General features: G+C 68.0%; 19 protein-coding genes, 1 tRNA gene and 1 pseudogene. 11 read left to right on the top strand and 10 right to left on the bottom strand.

Annotation, left to right across the window (positions count from 1 at the left end):
- The first annotated feature begins 49 nt into the window (after window positions 1-49).
- The gene (locus E0L93_RS02300; protein WP_207890279.1) at window positions 50-847 is read left to right on the top strand and encodes a DUF4397 domain-containing protein; all 798 of its coding nucleotides are present in this window, start codon (window positions 50-52) and stop codon (window positions 845-847) included.
- Between the two features lie 58 nt (window positions 848-905).
- Here E0L93_RS02300 and E0L93_RS02295 read toward each other — a convergent pair whose 3' ends face one another.
- Window positions 906-1,250 carry a hypothetical protein gene (locus E0L93_RS02295; RefSeq protein ID WP_132687942.1) on the bottom strand — a complete coding sequence of 115 codons (345 nt, stop codon included), beginning with the start codon at window positions 1,248-1,250 and terminating at the stop codon, window positions 906-908.
- 223 nt (window positions 1,251-1,473) lie between these two features.
- Between E0L93_RS02295 and E0L93_RS02290 the strand changes: the two genes are divergently transcribed.
- From E0L93_RS02290 to E0L93_RS02270, 5 genes are all read left to right on the top strand, one after another.
- The gene (locus tag E0L93_RS02290) at window positions 1,474-2,421 is read left to right on the top strand and encodes an ABC transporter substrate-binding protein (RefSeq protein WP_132687940.1); all 948 of its coding nucleotides are present in this window, start codon (window positions 1,474-1,476) and stop codon (window positions 2,419-2,421) included.
- A 6-nt stretch (window positions 2,422-2,427) separates the two neighbouring features.
- A complete protein-coding gene (locus E0L93_RS02285) occupies window positions 2,428-4,077 on the top strand; it encodes an ABC transporter permease (RefSeq protein WP_132687937.1) in 1,650 nt (549 codons plus the stop codon).
- Window positions 4,064-5,101: an ABC transporter ATP-binding protein gene (locus E0L93_RS02280; protein ID WP_132687935.1), complete on the top strand. Its 1,038-nt coding sequence runs from the start codon at window positions 4,064-4,066 to the stop codon at window positions 5,099-5,101. The genes E0L93_RS02285 and E0L93_RS02280 overlap by 14 nt, the downstream gene beginning before the upstream one ends.
- An 87-nt stretch (window positions 5,102-5,188) precedes the next feature.
- The gene (locus E0L93_RS02275) at window positions 5,189-5,698 is read left to right on the top strand and encodes a hypothetical protein (RefSeq protein WP_132687933.1); all 510 of its coding nucleotides are present in this window, start codon (window positions 5,189-5,191) and stop codon (window positions 5,696-5,698) included.
- Between the two features lie 54 nt (window positions 5,699-5,752).
- A complete protein-coding gene (locus tag E0L93_RS02270) occupies window positions 5,753-6,187 on the top strand; it encodes a DUF4870 domain-containing protein (protein ID WP_132687930.1) in 435 nt (144 codons plus the stop codon).
- Here the strand turns inward: E0L93_RS02270 and E0L93_RS02265 are convergent.
- Window positions 6,184-7,461 carry a serine/threonine-protein kinase gene (locus E0L93_RS02265; RefSeq protein ID WP_279387438.1) on the bottom strand — a complete coding sequence of 426 codons (1,278 nt, stop codon included), beginning with the start codon at window positions 7,459-7,461 and terminating at the stop codon, window positions 6,184-6,186. The genes E0L93_RS02270 and E0L93_RS02265 overlap by 4 nt on opposite strands.
- A gap of 124 nt (window positions 7,462-7,585) precedes the next feature.
- Window positions 7,586-8,746, bottom strand: coding sequence for a M24 family metallopeptidase (locus tag E0L93_RS02260; protein ID WP_132687926.1), 1,161 nt, complete (start codon window positions 8,744-8,746; stop codon window positions 7,586-7,588).
- Window positions 8,747-8,823: 77 nt separating this feature from the next.
- On the opposite strand from E0L93_RS02260, the gene E0L93_RS02255 reads away from it, so the two are divergent.
- Window positions 8,824-9,066, top strand: coding sequence for a NifU family protein (locus tag E0L93_RS02255; protein WP_132687923.1), 243 nt, complete (start codon window positions 8,824-8,826; stop codon window positions 9,064-9,066).
- A gap of 12 nt (window positions 9,067-9,078) precedes the next feature.
- Here E0L93_RS02255 and E0L93_RS02250 read toward each other — a convergent pair whose 3' ends face one another.
- A complete protein-coding gene (locus tag E0L93_RS02250; RefSeq protein ID WP_132687921.1) occupies window positions 9,079-9,501 on the bottom strand; it encodes a hypothetical protein in 423 nt (140 codons plus the stop codon).
- Between the two features lie 202 nt (window positions 9,502-9,703).
- Between E0L93_RS02250 and E0L93_RS02245 the strand changes: the two genes are divergently transcribed.
- Window positions 9,704-10,294 carry a YIP1 family protein gene (locus E0L93_RS02245; RefSeq protein WP_132687919.1) on the top strand — a complete coding sequence of 197 codons (591 nt, stop codon included), beginning with the start codon at window positions 9,704-9,706 and terminating at the stop codon, window positions 10,292-10,294.
- Here the strand turns inward: E0L93_RS02245 and E0L93_RS02240 are convergent.
- Window positions 10,251-11,072: a hypothetical protein gene (locus E0L93_RS02240; RefSeq protein WP_132687917.1), complete on the bottom strand. Its 822-nt coding sequence runs from the start codon at window positions 11,070-11,072 to the stop codon at window positions 10,251-10,253. The genes E0L93_RS02245 and E0L93_RS02240 overlap by 44 nt on opposite strands.
- Before the next feature lie 20 nt (window positions 11,073-11,092).
- On the opposite strand from E0L93_RS02240, the gene E0L93_RS02235 reads away from it, so the two are divergent.
- Together E0L93_RS02235 and E0L93_RS02230 are read left to right on the top strand one after the other, a co-directional pair.
- Window positions 11,093-11,656, top strand: a complete 564-nt coding sequence (locus tag E0L93_RS02235) for a hypothetical protein (protein WP_132687915.1) — start codon at window positions 11,093-11,095, stop codon at window positions 11,654-11,656.
- A 247-nt stretch (window positions 11,657-11,903) separates the two neighbouring features.
- The gene (locus E0L93_RS02230; protein WP_132687912.1) at window positions 11,904-13,019 is read left to right on the top strand and encodes an LPXTG cell wall anchor domain-containing protein; all 1,116 of its coding nucleotides are present in this window, start codon (window positions 11,904-11,906) and stop codon (window positions 13,017-13,019) included.
- 57 nt (window positions 13,020-13,076) lie between these two features.
- On the opposite strand, the gene E0L93_RS02225 is transcribed toward E0L93_RS02230, so the two are convergent.
- The 4 genes from E0L93_RS02225 to gltX form a co-directional block, all read right to left on the bottom strand.
- Entirely contained in the window at window positions 13,077-13,745 is a 669-nt protein-coding gene (locus E0L93_RS02225; RefSeq protein ID WP_132688723.1) for a uracil-DNA glycosylase, read from the bottom strand.
- Window positions 13,746-13,795: 50 nt separating this feature from the next.
- Window positions 13,796-13,868, bottom strand: a tRNA-Glu gene (locus E0L93_RS02220).
- 57 nt (window positions 13,869-13,925) lie between these two features.
- The gene (locus E0L93_RS02215) at window positions 13,926-14,876 is read right to left on the bottom strand and encodes a YihY/virulence factor BrkB family protein (RefSeq protein ID WP_243638072.1); all 951 of its coding nucleotides are present in this window, start codon (window positions 14,874-14,876) and stop codon (window positions 13,926-13,928) included.
- An 87-nt stretch (window positions 14,877-14,963) separates the two neighbouring features.
- Entirely contained in the window at window positions 14,964-16,433 is a 1,470-nt protein-coding gene (gene gltX / locus E0L93_RS02210) for a glutamate--tRNA ligase (RefSeq protein ID WP_132687910.1), read from the bottom strand.
- A 193-nt stretch (window positions 16,434-16,626) separates the two neighbouring features.
- Between gltX and E0L93_RS02205 the strand changes: the two genes are divergently transcribed.
- Entirely contained in the window at window positions 16,627-16,950 is a 324-nt protein-coding gene (locus E0L93_RS02205; RefSeq protein ID WP_132687908.1) for a hypothetical protein, read from the top strand.
- Window positions 16,951-16,985: 35 nt separating this feature from the next.
- Here the strand turns inward: E0L93_RS02205 and E0L93_RS02200 are convergent.
- Window positions 16,986-18,230, bottom strand: a pseudogene (locus tag E0L93_RS02200) (L-lactate permease); the annotation flags it as partial.
- Window positions 18,231-18,312: the final 82 nt, after the last annotated feature.

Here is an 18,312-nt window from a genome sequence, read left to right as displayed (position 1 = left end):
GGAGCTTCGTTGTGTCCGGTGTAAGGAGGCTTAGCGAAGGAGGAAGTTCTTGAGAACCTTTGCAAGGTTGCTGACGCTCGGAGCGGCCGGGCTGGTGGCGCTCGCGCTGGCCGTTCCGGCGCTCGCCCAGAGCGGCGGAGAGAACGCGATGTTGCGGGTCGCGCACCTCTCGCCGGACGCCCCTAATGTAGACGTCTACCTGAACGACGAACCGGTGGCCGAGCTCCAGGGCGTGCCCTACGGTACCATCTCACCCTACCTGCCGGTCCCCGCCGGGACCCAGAACGTTAAGGTCTACGCGGCGGGCGACACCTCGGAGCCCGTGATCGAGGCCGATGTGGATCTCGCCGCCGGGGCGGACTACACGGTCGGGGCCGTGGGGCTGGTAGAGGACGGCTCCCTGACCGCCCAGGTCTACCAAGACGACAACACCCCGCCGGCCGGAGATAACGCCAGGCTGCGCGTCGTGCACGCCTCGCCGGACGCCGGACCGGTGGACGTAGGAGCGCAGGGAGGAGGCAACCTGGTCGAGGGCCTGGAGTTCCCCAACGCCTCGGACTACGCCGAGGTCCCCGCCGGCACCTACACCATCGAGGTGAAGGCCGCCGGGACGGACCAGGTGGCCCTCACCGTTCCGGACGTCGCGCTGAACGCCGGCGTCGTCTACAGCGCCTTCGCCGTCGGACTGGCCGAGGACGGCTCGCTGGATGTCATCCTGACCGAGGACAGCATGGCCATGCCCGATACCGGTGGACTCTCTCCCGGAGGCGTTCTGCTGGCCGGTTCGCTCCTCTTTTTCTCCGCCGCTGCTGCGGGGATTCTGCTCCTGCGCCGCCGCCTCACCTGAGCCGGAAGGTTAACGCGCACACCGGGAGCGGCTTCCACAGGCCGCTCCCGGCCTCTTCTTACTCCTGCTCTTCCTCTAGCGAGACCGCGGCCGGGCCTAGCGTTATGCCCTGAGCTTCCATGAGCTTGCGCTCCGAGGTGTAGGCACGCACCATCATCGCCAGCTCCAGCTTCTCGCGCTCGACCGGGATGGTGTTCTCCTCGTCCTGCTTCGCCAGCTCGCTCCCGCTCACGCCGAGCCGCTCCTCCAGCTCCTTTATCCGGCGGCGCACCTTCAGCCTCCCACCGGGCGTGAGACGCAGGAACACCTGGTTGTTCGGCCCGCGCACCGGAGTCATCCAGGCGTCTTTGACCCAGGACTGCAGGATCTCGTTCCTTATCTGATCCTTGTTCTTTAGCTCCACACAACTCCTCTCGATGCTTACCCGCCCAATTCTATCCGGTATGGCGGGAGGGTTCTCGCTCGCAAGGAACGCGGTTAACCCGGATTTTACGCATCTCTTACGCCGGTTTAACGTCGGCTGCGAACCCCGCTGGCATAATTTTTTCGGAGCCTGGTAGAAGAAAGAGGGGTTGGATGAATATCTGTCGTTTCGCACCTTTTGCTTTGCTCGTGCTGCTCGCCGGTTGTGGCGGAGCGGCGGCCGGGGGGATGGCCCGGCGGGGGAGATCACGCTATACACCTCCGAGCCGCAGGAGAACGCCGACGCGCTCGTCGCCGCGTTCAACGAGCAGTACCCGAACATCGAGGTGACGGTCTTCCGCTCGGGGACCGGGGAGCTGGTCACCCGGATAGAGTCCGAGCGGGAGGCCAGCGGGGTGCAGGCCGACGTGCTGGTCGCCGCCGACGCCCCGACCTTCGAGAGCCTCAAGGAGGAGGGGCTCTTCCTCCAGTACACGCCCGAGGGGGCGGAGCAGATAGACGAGCAGTTTAAGGACCCGGACGGCTACTACGTGGGGACGCGCCTGATCTCCACGATCATCGGCTACAACACCAACCAGGTGGACGACCCGCCGCAGAGCTGGCAGGAGCTCACGGACCTCGAGTACCGGGGCAGGATCGGGATGCCCAGCCCCGACTACTCCGGGGCCGCCGCGTACAACACCGCCCTCTGGGCCTCCCGGCCGGAGCTGGGCTGGGAGTGGATCGAGGCCCTCGTAGCCAACGAGCCCACCGTCGTCGAAGGCAACGGCCAGGTGCAACAGGGGCTCGCCAGCGGCCAGTTCGCCGTCGGCATCCTCATAGACTACATGGTGCGCGACCTCGAAGAGCAGGGCTCGCCCGTCTCCGGCGTGTTCCCGGAGGAGGGGGTCCCGGCCATCTTCCAGCCCGCCGCGATCTTCGAGAACACCGATAACCGGGAGGCGGCCGAAAGGTTCGTGGACTTCCTGATCTCCGAGGAGGGCCAGCGGCTCTCCGTGGAGCAGAACTACGTCCCCATCCGCTCCGACATCGAGAGCCCGGAGGGTGCCCCGCAGCTGGACGAGATCGAGATCCTCGAAGGCGACCTGGAGCGGCTCACCGCCGAGCAGGACGCGGCCAGGGAGCGCTTCAACGAGCTGTTGAGGAACTAACCCCCGGTGGGCGAGAGCTACCAGCCGGAGCCCGGCGGGTTCCGTGCCGCCCGCTACCTGGTCCTCGCGGTCCTGCTGGGACTGGTCGCGGTCCCGGTGCTGGCGCTGCTCTGGCGCGGAGCGCGGCCGGAGCTCCTGGCCGGACTGAACTCGCCGCAGGTGCGCGAGGCGACGGTGAACAGCCTCGTCACCTCCGGTATCAGCGCGCTGGTGGCGACCGCCTTCGGGGCCGGGCTGGCGCTGCTGATCGAACGCACCGACGTCCCGGCGCGCAACTTCTTCCGGGCGGCGTTCTTCCTGCCGTTCCTGATCCCGCCGTTTATCGGGGCTATCGGGTGGCTCGCGGTCTTCGGCCCCGTGGGATACGTCAACGTCCTCTACAACAACGCGACCGGCTCCTCGGAGGGTCTCGTAAACCTCTACGGGCCGGGCGGGATAATCGCGTTGCTGGCCCTGCACGCCTACCCCATAACCTACCTGATGACCGCCGCGGCGCTGCGCGGCGTGCCGGGCTCGCTGGAGGAGGCGGCGCGGGCGAGCGGGGCCGGGCGGCTGCGAATGGTGCGCGACGTCACCCTGCCCTACATCTACCCGGCGCTCCTGGCCGGGTTCATCCTGCTCTTCGTCTCCAACCTCTCGGACTTCGGCATTCCGGCCCTGCTCGGGCTGCCGGTGCAGTACCAGGTGCTGCCCACCCTGATCTACAGCTACCTCGTGGGCGGCACGACGGAGAACCCGCTGGGGGCGGCCTCGGCGCTGGGAACGGTGCTCCTGGCCGTGGGGGCCGCGGCGTTCCTGCTGCAGCGGCACCTCTTCCGGCGGGTCTCCTCGGACGCCGAAGGCCGGGCGCAGCCGGTAGCGCTCGGCCGCTCGCGCTACCCGGTCACGGCGATGCTCGGCGCAGTAGCCTTCCTGTTCGCCGTCGCCCCGGTACTGGCGCTGCTCGTGGGGGCGCTGCTGCGGGCTCCGGGCGTGCCGCTCACGCCGGAGAACCTGACGCTGGCGAACATCGAGCGGGCGGTTCTCGCTCCGGCGACGGTGCGGGGCTTCGTGAACAGCTTCGTGCTCGCCACGGGAGCGGCGCTCCTGTGCGGCGTGATCGGGGCCCTGGTGGCGACCCTCGTGGTGCGCACGCGCAACCGCCTCAACGGCTCCATAGACACGCTGGCCCTGATCCCGCAGGCCCTGCCGGGGACCGTGGTGGCGGTGGCCTGGATCCTGACCGGCATACCCCTGGGTATCTATAACACCCGCTCCATAATCCTTTTCGCCTACGTCATGGCTTTCGTCGCGCTGGTGGTGCAGGCGGTGCGGGGCTCCGTCGCCGGCGTGCCGGTGGTGCTGGAGGAGGCGGCCCAGCTCTCCGGAGCCTCCCCCCTGCGGGCCCTGCGCGACGTGACCCTGCCGCTCGCCGCCCCGGCCGTCGTCGTGGGGTCCGGGCTGGTCTTCTTCACCGCCATCCGGGAGCTGACCGTCTCGGCGCTGCTCGTCGCCCCCGGCACCGAGACGCTGGGGGTCGTGATCTTCAACCTCCACCAGGCCGGGGCCTTCAACGCCTCCACGGCGCTGGCCCTGGTCGTGGCCCTCGGCGGGCTGCTGGGTGTCGGCGCGATGGCCCTCGCGACCCGCGGAAGGGGGGTGTATGGCGCAGATTGAGTTCCAGGACGTGAGCCTCGCCTACGGCGGCGGAGGCGGCGTAACCGGCGTGGACCTGACCGTGGAGGACGGCGAGTTCGTCGCCCTGCTCGGTCCCAGCGGCTCGGGCAAGACCACCCTCCTGCGCCTCGTCGGCGGCTTCCTGCGCCCGGACCGGGGGGCCGTGCTCATCGGCGGCGAGCCCGTGGCCGGCCCCAAAGCCTGGGTCCCGCCGGAGAAGCGGCGGCTCGGAATGGTCTTCCAGTACCACGCCGTGTGGCCGCACCGCTCGGTCGCGAGCAACGTGGAGTACCCGCTCCGGCTGGCGAAGGTCGGCCGGAGCGAGCGCGAGGAGCGGGTCCGGGAGGCGCTCTCTCTGGTGGGCCTGGAAGGGTTTGAGCACCGCGCTCCGGAGACGCTCTCCGGCGGCCAGCGCCAGCGGGTAGCGCTGGCCCGGGCGCTGGTGATGCAGCCGGCCGCCCTCCTGCTGGACGAGCCGTTCGCCAGCCTGGACGCCGCCCTCAGAGCCCGCCTGCGTGCCGAGCTGAGCGCGCTGGTCCGGCGCACCGGCGTGACCGTCGTACACGTAACCCACGACCGCACCGAGGCCCTGGCGCTCGCCGACCGCGTCGCCGTGCTGCATGAGGGGCGGCTGGTGCAGGTGGACGAGCCCCGGCGGCTCTACTCCGCGCCCGCTACGCCGTTCGTGGCGCGCTTCGTCTCCGACGCGGCCCTGCTGCGGGTCCGGGCGCGAGGGGCCGGGCGGTTCGCTCTGGAGGGGGGCAACGAGTTCGAGGTGGAGAACATTCCGGAGCACGGAGGTTCCGGTCCCGGGACGCTCGCCGTCCGGCCTCAGGACATCCGGCTGGAGCCGGGCGGGGAGGGCCGGGTCCGGGCGGTGCTCTTTATGGGTGACACCCAGGAAGTCGTCGTCGGGTGGCGGGGCCACGAGTTGCGGGTGCAGGCCCCCGCAGACGCCCGCTACCGGCTGGGAGAGGCTGTGCGGCCGGTCTTCGGGCGAGGTGTGTTCTTCCCGGACGGGTAATATGAGTTCGTGTGGGTCGGCCGGCGGAGAAGGGGTTCCCGGTTCGTCCACGAGTCCTGCTGGGTGTCGGCATATAGAATAGAGAAGATGTCCGCCGCACAGAGTGAGCGCTGGCGCGCGCTAGGAGAGCGGGCCGGGAGCCGTTTCGAGGCCCGCCCCTCCGGGCTGCACGGCTACCAGCTCGCAGCGGTGGGGGGGGGCGAATTCGGACGGCTGGAGCTGCACGGCCTGAAAGGGGCCCGCTTCCGGGCCGGGGATCTGGAGGCCGGGATAGCCCGGCGGGGGATATGGCGCCTGCGCTACGGCATGACCTCGGACGGCGAGGAGATCCTGCGCGCCGGGACGGAGCGGTTTCTGAGCGGCATCTGGCGGGCGGAGTATCTGGGACGGGGGTACCGGATCCGCCCCGGCCTCCTGAAGCGGGAGGCTTCGGTGTCTTCTGCATCCGGCGAGGAGATCGCCCGGATCTCGGGCAGATCGGCCGGAAGGAGCTACGAGATCTCTCTCAACTCGCCGGGGGCGATGCCGGTCGTGATCTTCGCCGTGTACCAGATCATCGCCCTGCAGCGCCGGGCGTACCTGACCGGCCGGTTGTGAGTGGTGGTCCCGTCGGATACCCTTTCAGAAAGAGAAGCAGAGAGAGGAGCCCCCATGACGCAGGACCCGTACAACTACGGCACCCAGCGCGAGGCGCCCCGCACCGCCGCACCGGATGCCCTGAGCCCGCAGGACGAGCGCACGTGGTCCATGCTGGCGCACCTGAGCATCTTTGTGAACCTGCTGACCGGCGTGTTCGGACCGGTGGTGGCGCTCCTGATCTGGCTGGTCTACAAGGACCGCTCGCAGAAGGTGTCCTTCCACGCGCTGCAGTCACTCTGGTACCAGATCGCCTGGCTCGTCATCCTGACCGTGGGGTGGATGGTCAGTGTGATCCTGATGCTCGTTCTCATCGGGTTCTTGCTGGCGCTGATCATGATCCCCATCTCGCTCGTGCCGTTCGTGCACGCCGCCTACGGTGCGTACAGGGTGTACCAGGGAGAGGAGTTCCGCTATCCCTGGATAGCGGACATGGTCGAAAGGCGCTAGCCCGCCGGGCACTGCCGCGCGGCAGGGTTGTCCACAGGAGTGGCGTAGACGGTGACCGTCGAACCCTCCGGCGCCGTCTCGCCCGCCGGCGGGTCCGTGGCCCAGGTGACGCCGTTGTTGGCATACCCTTCCCGGGGCTGGTAGCGGATCACCACCTCGAATCCCTCCCGCTGCAGGAACTCTTGCGCCCAGCAGTCGAAGTACAGGTCGGTATCGGGGATTACGACCTGCGCCTCCTCGGGGGCTGCCGGGTTCTCCTCCGGCACCCCGCCCGCCGGAGGAGCGGGTGTCTCCCGCCCCCCGTCGGGACGCTCCAGCTGCCCGACGGGGGGCGGGTTCTCGCGGGTCAGATATGTGAGCCCGGCCGCCGCTCCGCCGCCCACCAGGAGCAGCAAGACCACGAGGAGCATCGGCGCCAGCCTCCCGCGCCGCCGGCGCGGCGGGCTGCGGCGCGTCGTCGGTGCGGCCGCCTTCCGGGCCTCCGGTGCCGGTTCGGAGGGGGCCGGGAGGCGGATGGCATCCAGCATGGCGGTGGCCGTCGGGTAGCGGGCGGCGGGCTGCTTTGCGAGCGCCCGCAAGATGATGTGTTCCATCCGGGGCGAGATCTCGGGGTTTATCAGGCGGGGCGAGCGCGGCTCGTCGTGTATCTGCTGGCGGGCCACGCTGCGGGTGTCGCCATTGAAGGGCGTAGCACCGGTCAGGCAGTGGTAGAGGAAGACCCCAACAGAGTAGATGTCGCTGCGGGGCGTGGTCTCCTCACCGGTGAGCTGCTCGGGCGACATGTAACGGGCGCTGCCGATAATCTCGCCGGGACGGCCCACGTCCTCGTCCTCGACCAGCCGGGCGATGCCGAAGTCTGCCACCTTGACCGTCCCGTCCTGCGTTATGAGGATGTTGGAGGGCTTGATGTCGCGGTGGATGACGCCGCGCCGGTGGGCGTAGGCCAGCGCCCGTAAAAGCTGGATGGCGATCCGCCGGGTGAACCGCTCGTTGAACCTTCCGTTGGTCTTGAGCAGGGCCCCCACATCCCGGCCCTCGACGTACTCCGCCACTATAAAGGGCGTGCCGTCGTCCTGGGAGATATCGTAGACCTTGACGATGTTCTCGTGGTCGAGGGAGGCCATCGCCCGGGCCTCCTGCTTGAAACGCCTGCGGAAGGCCTCGTCAGAGGCGTATCTGGGGTGCAGGACCTTGATGGCGACGGTGCGGCCGAGCACCGTGTCTTCGGCTTTGTATACGGAGGCCATCCCCCCCTCGCCGAGCGTGCTCTGAATCCTGTACCGGTCTCCGAGGACCGTCCCGATCGGGGCCCTCAGGCTCCACCACCTCCCGCTGCGCTCGAAGAGCCTCTGCCGACCAATTATATCTTGCGCACCACAAACTATAACTGCGGCGGTACTACGGTATCCTGAACTCCTCCTTGGGGAAGCGCGTGAGGTTGCGGCACCCCTCCGCGGTGACCACGACGAGATCCTCGATGCGCACGCCCCCGAAGGCCGGATCGTAGACGCCGGGCTCGACCGTGACCACATCCCCTTCCCGGAGCTCCTCGTCTGCCAGCGAGATGCGCGGGCTCTCATGCACCTCGAGGCCCAGCCCGTGTCCGGTACCGTGGAAGAATCCCCGTGTGAGCGGCTTACCCTCCTTCTGGTCATGCACGGTGGTCTCGTACCCGGCCTCGTGCAGGATGTCAGAGACCCTCCGGTGCACGTCCCGGCCGTTGGCGCCGGCCCGGATCATGCCGAGCGCTGCCTCCTGAGCCTCCAGCACCGCCCGGTAGGCGCGTCCGATCTCCGCGCTCTGCGGCTCGCCCTTGACGAAGGTGCGCGTCATGTCGGCGTGGTAGCGGCTCTCGCGATCCAGCGGGAAGATGTCGAGGATGATGGTCTCCCCGGCCCGCAACGGACCGCTGCCCGTCTCGTGCGGGTCCGCCGCCTGCGCGCCCCCGGCCACGATGGTCCCCTTCGCGGAGCACCCATGCCTCAGCAGCGAGATCTCTATCTCGCTGCGCAGAATCTCGCTCGTGAGTGTCTCCCCGTTCCAGAATAGCCCGCCTCCGGGACCGGTGCGCGCCTCGCGCAAGATCTCCACGGCCCGCTCGCAGCTGCGCTCCACCGCCCGCTGGGCGCGCTCGATGTGCGAGATCTCCTCCTCCGTCTTGGTGCGCCGGAGCCGGGAGAAGAGCCCGCCGTCGGGCCTGACCTCCACCCCCCGGGCGCGCAGCTCGTCGGCGTAGGCTACCCCGAATGCAGGGGGCACGGCGACCGAATCCGCTCCACGCTCCCGCAGCAGCCGGGCCGCAGCGGCAGCCAGACCCCGGCTGCCGTCCCCGAGCTCGCGGGAGAGCTTCAGGACATCTAGCTCCTCGAAGCTGAGCAGCTCGTCTACCCGGGCCTGTCTGCGCGCACGGCCATACTCCAGAGCGGAGACCGCCAGGTACGTCCTTCCGCCCACACGGGCGCAGATTACGGGGTCCGGTGCCAGAAACCCGCAGAGGCGGTAGCCGTCGGCCCCGGTCTCGGTGTCTCCTATTACCAGCAGATTCTCGTCTGCGCTCATGCGGCTCCCTTCTTCTCTGACGCTCCATTCTACTAGGGAAGGGGCGGGGTCGGGCGTTGGTATATAATCCGGGCACCATGGAGGCGAGGGAGCCCATGCGCAGCCGCATAGAGGCGGCTCTGGATAAGGTACGCCCGGCCCTGAGGGCCGACGGCGGGGACGCCAGAGTCGTGGAGTGCGACGAACGCCGCGGCCTGGTGCGCATCGCGATGGTCGGAGCCTGCCGGGGCTGCCCGCTCTCCCAGCTGGATTTCGTCTACGGGTTGGAGCGCCTGATCCGGCAAGAGGTCCCGGACGTCAGAGAGATCCGGACGGCCTAGCGGCTCCCGCTCCTACTGCTGCTGGCGGGTGGCCCTCAGAGCACTCGGGGGCAGCTCCTGCCGCACGCGGTAGAGGGCGTCGGCCGCCCGGCGCTTGGAGGCGTTCAGCCGGGCGCGGCGCAGCGGACCGGCCTCTCTCAGCTCCTCGTTCACCCGGTGGGTGAGCGTGATCATGTCCTCCACGCAGGCCCGGTAGCCGAGGGCGCACATCTCGACTTGCAGCTCGTCCGGGGACTCCAGAAGGGTCCTGTGGATCTCCTCGGCCCGCTCCACGATGAAGCGCGAGAGCTGCTCGGGCGAGGGCTCCTCGTCCTCCTCCGGAGGCTCGTAGTTCACGATCGTCTCCGGCGAGAGCCGCCGGGCCGAGTAGCGGGGCTGCCTGAGCAGGCGGTTCAGGAGAAAGGCCGCGGCCACCGCCAGAGCGGTCGCCAGCATCGCTATGTAGACTCCCTGAGCTATCTCTGCTCGCCCCCGTACGCTTCTGAAGGGTTTCGGGGTCTACGTTCCCGCTGAAGAGAGATCGGAAACGTAGATCGCCGCCACCTCTTAGTCTAAATTTCCACCCCCCGTTTTGCAAGCAAGATTGCGACCGGGTTCTCCGCCGCTCCGGCCGCCTCCCTGTATAATCAGGTACTCCATGCCGGAGAAGGTACACAGCCCGGAGTTCGACGGCGGCCGCCCGCTGGAGAGCGCCGCAGCGGTGCTGCGGGAGCTCTTCCTAAGGCCCCGCCGGTTCTTCCTGAACTTCTCGCCCGAAGGAGAGGTGCGGGACCCCGCCCTCTTCGTGATGCTCGTAACCGCCGTGGCCGCCGTCACCGGGCTCGTCCTCAGCATCCTCGGGCCCGCACTGGGGCTGGGGGAGCGGGGCACGTTCTGGATACTGCTGCTCCAGGCGGCCGGGTTCGTTGTGCTCTCGCCGTTGCTGGTGGCGGCTGCCGCTGCCTGCTACTGGCTCTCGATTCGGACCTTCGTCGGACCCGTCACGGACTTCCGGCAGGTCTACCGTATCCTGGCCCACGCCTACGGGCCGATGATCCTCTTCGGCATCCCGGGCGTGGGCGCGCTGGCCTTCGGCTACGGCGCGATGGCGCTCATGGTGCTGGCCGTGCGCGGCGTCTACCGTACCTCGCTGATGACGGCCCTCATAACGGCGCTGGTGGGCTTCGTGCCGGTCGCCACGGCACTCATGTTCTTCTACCTGGTGCTGGCCGGCTGGGCTCACGGGTGATCTCCTCCAGCTCGCGTAGATCACGCACCGCCCGGCGGTAGAGATCTCCGGACAGGATCTCCTCCCAGCGCTCCCGGTCGTTCCCGTAGCGCGCCCTGAGCATCCTGCGCGAGATCTCCAGATACGCCTGACGTACCGCCAGCTCGGCCGGAACGGTCATCTCCTTGGGATAGAGCTGGTAGTCCACAGCCCGGCGGAAGCTCACGGCGGGCTGCCCGGCTATCTCGCGCCGGAGCGCCAGCCGGCCCTCCCAGCGGCGGCGGAGGCCGCGCAGCGCCTCACTCTCCGGCGTCACGTTCAGCGGACCGGTCTCAAAACCGTCCTCCGGTGTGAACCCGAAGGTGTCCTCGAAGAAGCGGGCCGCAGACCGGGCGCCGCGCTCCCGGACGAGCTCGTACTCCGAGCGGAGCAGGATGAGCTGCGGATCGTAGTACATCCCCAGCCCCGAAGCGGTGGGGCGGTCGGGGTCGTCCCCCGCGGCCGCGAGCGCCCGCCTGAGGGAGCCGACCCGCCGGGTGGTCCGGAGGCGCTCGGCCGCATATACAGCCGCTCCCGCCACGAGCCCCACACCCACCGGTATCGCAGCGGCCCACGAACCGGCCCAGGCGGTCCCGAAGAAGTACCCGGAGGTGAGCACTCCCGAGCCTGAGACACACGCCGCAGCGAGCCCGGCGGCGTACACCCTGAAGCCGCCACCCCGCGCCCGGACCGAGAGCCGGTCCAACTCGTGCCAGAGCTCCAGCCTCCCGTCCGCTCCACTGGTTCCCGGTGAGAGCACGTGCTAGATTTTAACTCCCTATGAAGAGCTCGCCTCCCGCCCGCGCCGTAACCAATGCCCTGAACCCCTTCACCGTCTTCACGGCACTCTACGCAGGCGTGGCTTTCCACGGCAGTCCCGCACCGGATGCCGCCCTCTACACGGCCGCGGAGCTGCTGGCCGCAGGGACCGTAGCCCTCTGCGTGCTCCTCCTGCGCCGCCGAAGGCACGCCGGAGACTTCTGGCTCTCCGAACGAACCGAGAGACCACTGCCCGCCCTGGTGCTGCTCGGATGCTTCGCCACCCTGCTCGCCTTCCTCGCCCTGCTGGACGCTCCCTCCGAACTCTTCAGGACCACCCTCTCTATGGGACTCGCCAGCATCCTCGCCGCAGCGCTGACCCTGCGCTGGAAGATCAGCGCTCACTCCGCGGTCGCAGGCCACGCCGCCGTGGCCGGAGGACTGCTCCTCCCGTACGGCCTCCTCTTCACGCTGCTGCTGCCGCCCGTCCTGTGGGCCCGGGTGGCAGCCGGCGCCCATACCCCCGCCCAAACCGTAGCAGGCGCCTCCCTCGGAGGTGCGGCAGCCCTCCTGCTTCTCCTCTGACCCGCACCCGGCGCTCCGCAAATACCTTAACTTTTCTACACCCTCGCAAAAAATTTTTAGCTCATCTACTGATAAACACTTGCGTCTGAATACCTGGCGTGAAATACTTACATTAAAGTACTCAGGCTAAATAAGGGAGGGGTATATATGAGCTGAGGTTAGGGATCTTTGGCATTCATGTATTTGAGGAGTTGCGATGCCATTCTCCCCTCCGTTATGCGGCGGGGAAGGAAGGGAGAGGTAACGGTTGAGACAGTTATTTCTGGTTGCTCTGGCTTTGGTGACGGCGTTTTCGCTGTCGGTTGGGGCTACGGCCAAGCAGGCTCAGGCTCAGGAGCTTACGGACCTGGTCATCACGCTGACGACGGACATAACCGTCTCTGAGGAGTGTGACGCTGAGGGGACTTGCCGGAACGTCAGCTTCGATGCGGTTCTTGGGGCCAGTCTCGGCATCGGGGTTGAGATTCCTCAGGAGATTCTGAACGTTCTTGCGGAGGTGGCGGTCATCCAGTTCGAGGTCACCGACGCCGAGGGCAACCTCGTTGGCACTTATTCACCGGGTGAGACCGATTGTCTGCCGCCCGGGACCTACACGGTCACCACTTCTGTGGTCAATGCCGAGGCGCTCATCGGTGCGTTGGAAGCGGTGTTGCCGCCGGGGGTGGGGATAGATCTCGAGGCCAGCCTGCTGACTTCTACCGAGCAGATCGTGGTCCCCGAGTGCCCCGATGACGGTGTTGCGCCTCCCGACGACGACAACGGCGTTCCGGGGCCGGGCGATGGTCAGATCGGCGGCGACACCGGCGACATCTCCATCGGTGACATAACCGCCGGTCAGTGCCTCGCGATAATCAACAACACCGGGATACAGTACGACGCGACGATCGTCCAGTACTGCTACCAGATCATCAACAACATAAACGAGGGTGCTCCGGCGGACGGCGTTGCGCCGCCCGGTGACGGCGTGGACGACGGCATTCCGGGTGACGGGGCTGGTGCCGGGGCTGCGACCCTGAACCTGCAGCAGTGCATCGCCGTCTTCGGCGACCAGAGCGCCGCTCAGTATCAGGTCGGGGTTGAGGGTTCCTTGCAGGAGCTCACCCAGGCGCAGGTGCAGTACTGCCTGCAGCTGATCGAGAACGTCACCGTGGCCGGTGCGGCGGGTGCCGGTGACGGGATCGTTCACGGCGACGCTCATGCAAACGGCGCGGCCGCCGCCGGCGGTGTGGAGAACACCGGCATCGCCGGGACCGAGGGGTTCGCCCTGCTGCCGGACACGGGCGGTGCTCCGTGGCTCGCGCTGGCCGGAGGCGTTCTGCTGATGGCCGGCGGTCTCCTGGCCCGCAAGGTGGTCTCGCGGTAGAGAAGGGCCGGATCTCGAAGAGGCCGGGGTGTTCTCACCCCGGCCTCTTCAACTTTCTCAGCTACCTCCCAGGTTGCGGGCTCGCATCAGTACGGCGTCCAGCATCTCCGGCGTGAGCCTTCCGGTGAAGGTGTTCTGCCGGGAGGTGTGGTAGCAGCCGAGGAGCGTTATTCCCCGGCCGGGTACGGGGTGTTCCGCTCCGTGTTCGAACTTCGGCTTCGGGCGCACTCCGAAGGTGCGCAGCGCTGCCCCCCAGGCGAACGCTCCCAGGCAGACCGCGACCCGCAGGTTGCGCAGCAGCGCGATCTCCCGTCCGAGGTAGGGCAGGCAGGCGTCGCGCTCGGAGGGGGTGGGGCGGTTCTGCGGCGGCGCGCAGCGGACGGCGTTCGAGATCCAGAGCCCGTACAGTTGCAAACCGTCGCCGGCACGGCGGGACTCCCGCCGGTCGGCCAGGCCGGCCCGGTACAGGGCGTCGAAGAGGAACCCGGTGCCGTCGCCGGTGAACGGGCGGCCGGTGCGGTTCGCTCCGTGAGCTCCGGGGGCCAGACCGAGCAGCAGCACCCGGGCTGCCGGATCTCCGAAGCCGGGGACGGGGCGTCCCCAGTAGGTCTCGTTCCTGTAGGCGGCCCGCTTCTCGCGGGCGGTGCGCTCGCGCCACTCCACCAGCCGCGGGCAGTGGCGGCAGGCCGTGATCTCCCGCCTCAGGTCTGCGAGGTTGTCCGGCATGCCCGGCATGATAGACGGAGAGAGCCCGCCGGGGGCGGGCTCTCCTGCGGTGACCCCACGGGGATTCGAACCCCGGTTTTCGCCGTGAGAGGGCGATGTCCTAGGCCGCTAGACGATGGGGCCGAGTCGGGAGCATAGTTTAGCGTATAACTCCTGCTCCGTCAAAGTGCGCGGCGGCTGCTATCCCGTATCGGGCGCCTTCTCGCCCGGGTCCTTACCCCCGGGGATGTGCTCCTCTATGACCTGGTTCATCTCGGCCCCGAACAGCAGGATGTAGGCGGAGTAGTAGATGTAGAGCATGAGGATCGCGACGCCGGCCAGCGCTCCGTAGGTTGCGTTGTAGGTGGCGAAGTTGTTGACGTAGAACGAGAAGAGCAGCGAGAACACCAGCCACAGCGTGAAGGCGAAGACCGAGCCGGGGCTGATCCAGCGGAAGCTCTGCTCCGCGTCGGGTGCGAAGTAGTAGATGAGCGCGAAGGAGAAGAGGACGAAGGCGGCCAGCACCGGCCACTGCAGGATGTTCCACACCCACTGGAAGACGGCTCCGAGCCCGGCGAGGTCCGCTACCGCGCCGCCGATCGAAGGCCCGAAGACCACCAGCACGAGCGCGGCGAGCAGCAGGGCGGTGACGCCGAGCGAGAGGAGGATCGAGATCAGATACCTCTTCCAGAGCGGGCGTCCCTCCTCGACTCCGTACATGACGTTCATCGCCTCCATTATGGCCCGGAAGGCACCCGAGACGCCCCAGAGGGCGGCGAGGATCGCGACGATCGCACCCACCGTGAAGGCCCCGGTTGCCCGGGCCTCGACCAGCCCCAGGATCTGGTCCTCGATCAGGACCACGGCCTCCTGCGGCATCGCGGTCCGGGCCTGCTCCAGCAGCGTCTCCACCAGGCCGGCGGCTCCGAAGAGCCCGAGCAGCGAGAGCAGGAAGACCAGGAACGGGAATATGGCGAAGAGCCCCTTGTACGTGAGGTTCCCGGCGAACGCGTCGAGGTGGTCCCGGCCCGCCTGCCGGAAAGACTGCTTCAGCAGGTCCACGATCCCGAGGCCCCGGGTCATCGGCACCCCGATCTCGTTGCCCCTGCGTTCCGCCCTTCTCAAGAGTCTCAGCCCGGGGATCCGGTTCACACCACACCCTCCCGCTTATGTATCCGCCCTCTCGTCCCGGTGTGCATACCCGCTTCTTACCCGTCCGGATGTGCCACGGCACGCAGATCAGAGCCGCCGCATCCTCTCGACGGCCCGCTCCAGGCGCTCGATGCAGCGCTCCCGGCCCAGGAGCTCCAGCGTCTCGAAGAGCCCGGCGCTCACCGTGCGCCCGGTGGTCGCGAAGCGGGTGGGGTGGATCAGATGCCGCGCGCCCTTCTCCTTCTCGGCGGCCAGACCCCGGATGCACCGCTCGGTGGACTCCTCCGTCCACTCCGGCAGCTGCTTGAGCCGCTCGACCAGCTCGGGGAAGGCCTCGCGCACGAACTCCTTGCCGAACTGCTTCTCGAACTCCTGCGGGTCGTACTCCAGCGCGCCGCCGTAGAAGTAGCCGATGGCGGCTGGGATCTCGGTGAGGCGGCTGATGCGCTCCCGCATCAGCGCCATGATCTTCGTGAGGCGCGGCATGCCGCCCTCTATCTCGTCCCGGCTCGCCACCCCGGACTCGACCAGCATGGGAGCGGCGATCATGGCCAGCTCCTCCGGGCTCTTCTTGCGGATGTAGACCTGGTTTATGGCCGTGAGCTTCTGCAGGTCGAAGACCGCCGGGTTGCCGCTGACCTTCTCGATGCGGAAACGAGCGGCAAGCTCCTCGGGGGTGAAGATCTCCTCATCCGCCGCGTACCCGGCCCCGAGCAGCGCCAGGTAGTTGAAGAGCGCCTCCGGCAGATAGCCCTGCGCGGCGAACTCCTCGACGCTCGCGGCTCCGTGGCGCTTGGAGAGCTTCTTCCTGTCCGGCCCGAGCACCTGCGGTACGTGGGCGAACGCCGGAAGCTCATACCCCAGAGCCTCGTAGATGAGGATCTGGCGCGGAGTGTTCGAGATGTGGTCGTCGCCCCGGATGACGTGCGAGATCTCCATCTCCGCGTCGTCCACCGCGGCCGCGAAGTTGTAGGTCGGCGTGCCGGAGGACTTCATGAGCACGAAGTCCTCGATGCTGGCGTTGTCGAACCTGACCGGGCCCCGGATCATGTCCTCGAACACCGTCTCTCCCCCGCGCGGGGTCCTGAAGCGGACCGTGTAGGGCTCGCCGGCCTCCACCCGCTCGCGCGCCTCCTCCGGTGGCATCTCCCGGTACTCCCCACCGCGGTAGACCGGCTGCCGCTTCGCGGCCCGTTCCCGCTCGCGGAAGGCCGCAAGCTCCTCCGGAGTTGCGAAGTCGTAGTAGGCCGCGCCGGAGTCCACTAGCCTCCGCGCGGCCTCCCGGTACAAATCCAGCCGCTCGGTCTGGCGGTAGGGGGCGTGCGGCCCGCCGACCTCCGGCCCCTCGTCCCACTCCAGGCCGATCCAGCGCAGAGAGCTCTTGAGCTGCTCCACCGACTCCTCGGTCGAGCGCTCCAGGTCCGTGTCCTCTATGCGCAGTACGAAGACCCCTCCGTGCTTGCGGGCGAACAACCAGTTGAAGAGCGCCGTGCGCACCCCTCCGACGTGCAACCGCCCCGTGGGACTCGGAGCATACCTAACTCTGACGTTATCCATAGCCTCATAAAACTAACACACGCCCACCCCCGGCGCCGCCCGGTAGCCGGGAGCGAACACACCCCTCTCCCCGGTTTAAGAATCTTTAAGAAAACCCGGCAGAGCGCCGGCGGCATGGACTCCCGCGCCCGTCAGAGTTATCCTGTAGTCCCCGGGGGTTTGCGACTTTTGTTGCGGGGAAGGAGGTCGGGGGATGGTGCGGATTCTGGAACGCATCGAGGGGCGCTATGAGGTGTACAGGGTGCCTCACGGGACGGTCTACCGGTGGCGTCCGGGGAGCGTTGTGATCGAGTGCGATTGCGGGGAGCGGCGGGTCTTCACCGGTTCTGCGGAGCCCTGCCGGTGCGGAGCGGATTACGGGGAGGTCTTCCGGGAGCTGGCGGAGCTTTCGGTGAGGGGGCGGGCGGTACATCCGCCGTGTCACGAGGAGTGCGGCCGCTGGGCGCGGGCGGCGGCGCTCCGGGAGGACGACTACTGGCGGGAGCTGGCGGCCCTGGATCTCAACGGGGAGAGCTGACGGAGCCCCCGGCCGGGGGCTCCGTCGAGGTCGACTTACCGGGTGGTCTCGGATTCCGGGGCCGGGGCGCGGGCTGCGGAGCGGCGGATGGCGAGCACCGCGACGACGAGCACGGCGGCCAGCAGCAGGAAGGCTATCGTGCCGAGGTTGAGGCCGATGCCGTTGACCCAGATGTATGCCAGGGAGCCCGAGATCAGGCAGTAATAGGTCATGGGGATGATCGTCTTGCGCAGCAGGGCGCCCTCGCGTCCCAGAAGCCCCACGGTCGCGGAGGCGGCCACGACGTTGTGTACCGTGATCATGTTCCCCGCTGCCCCGCCGACGGCCTGCACGGCCACTACTATCTCGGGTATGGCTCCTATGCGCTCGGCCGTGGCGAACTGGAAGAGGGCGAAGGTGAGGTTGCTTACGGTGTTGCTCCCGGCGATGAAGGCTCCCAGAGCCCCGATCCAGGGCGCGAAGAACGGCCACTCGTTGCCGGCGAGCGCTGCGGCTCCTTCGGCGAGCGTGATCGGCATGCTCTCCAGGCCGGTGGTGTTGAACTCCGGTCCCGAGTTGATAAAGACCCGCACCAGCGGCAGCGCGAACAAGAGCGCTATGCCGGCGCCCAGGATCTGGCCCCCGGCTATCCGCCAGGAGGCGGCTATCTGCTGGCGGGTCATGCGGTGGATAAAGTATGTGGAGACTATGACCACCAGAAACACGAAGCCCGGCAGGTAGAAGGGCTGAAGTCCTTCGGAGATCTCGGTCCCGAAGATGTTGTTCCACTCGATGGCTATGCCGGAGAGGAACTCCTGCAGCGGGAGCTGCGGCACACGGGTCAGGACCAGGATGAGCGCCACCAGCAGGTAGGGCGTCCAGGCCCGCAGGAGCCCCATGTTGGGCCGGTCGATGGCCAGCTCCTCCTCGGGGTCCACGTTGCCCATCCAGTCCTCTTCCCACTCAGAGCGCGGCCCGAAGTCCCACGGTTCGCGCGGGACGAGAAAGCCGCGCTGAGCGGCGAACACCACTATGATCAGCCCGATCAGGCCGCCCAGGAGCGAGGGGAACTCGGGCCCCAGAAGCGCGGCCACCGTAACGTACGGGATGGTCATCGCGAAGGCGGCGAACAACGCGAACTTCCAAACCCCGAGCCCCTCGCCGAAGCTGCGGTTGCGCCCGAAGAACCCGGTCAGCATGCACACCATGAACAGCGGAACGAGCGTCCCGGCCGCAGCGTGCAGCACCGCCACCCGCACCGCAACTACCTCCAGGTACTGCTCGAAGCCCAGCCCTAATACTACAGTTGTAATTCATGCCAGCAGCACGCCTCTGCGCTTGTAATGGCAACGCCTGGCTACGGCCTGATGCTGACGACGCCAT

The organism is Rubrobacter taiwanensis (assembly GCF_004337705.1).
GTDB classification, from domain to species: domain Bacteria; phylum Actinomycetota; class Rubrobacteria; order Rubrobacterales; family Rubrobacteraceae; genus Rubrobacter_C; species Rubrobacter_C taiwanensis.
Note: the sequence above shows the minus strand (reverse complement) of the source record. Positions and strands in the feature narration are given on the sequence as shown.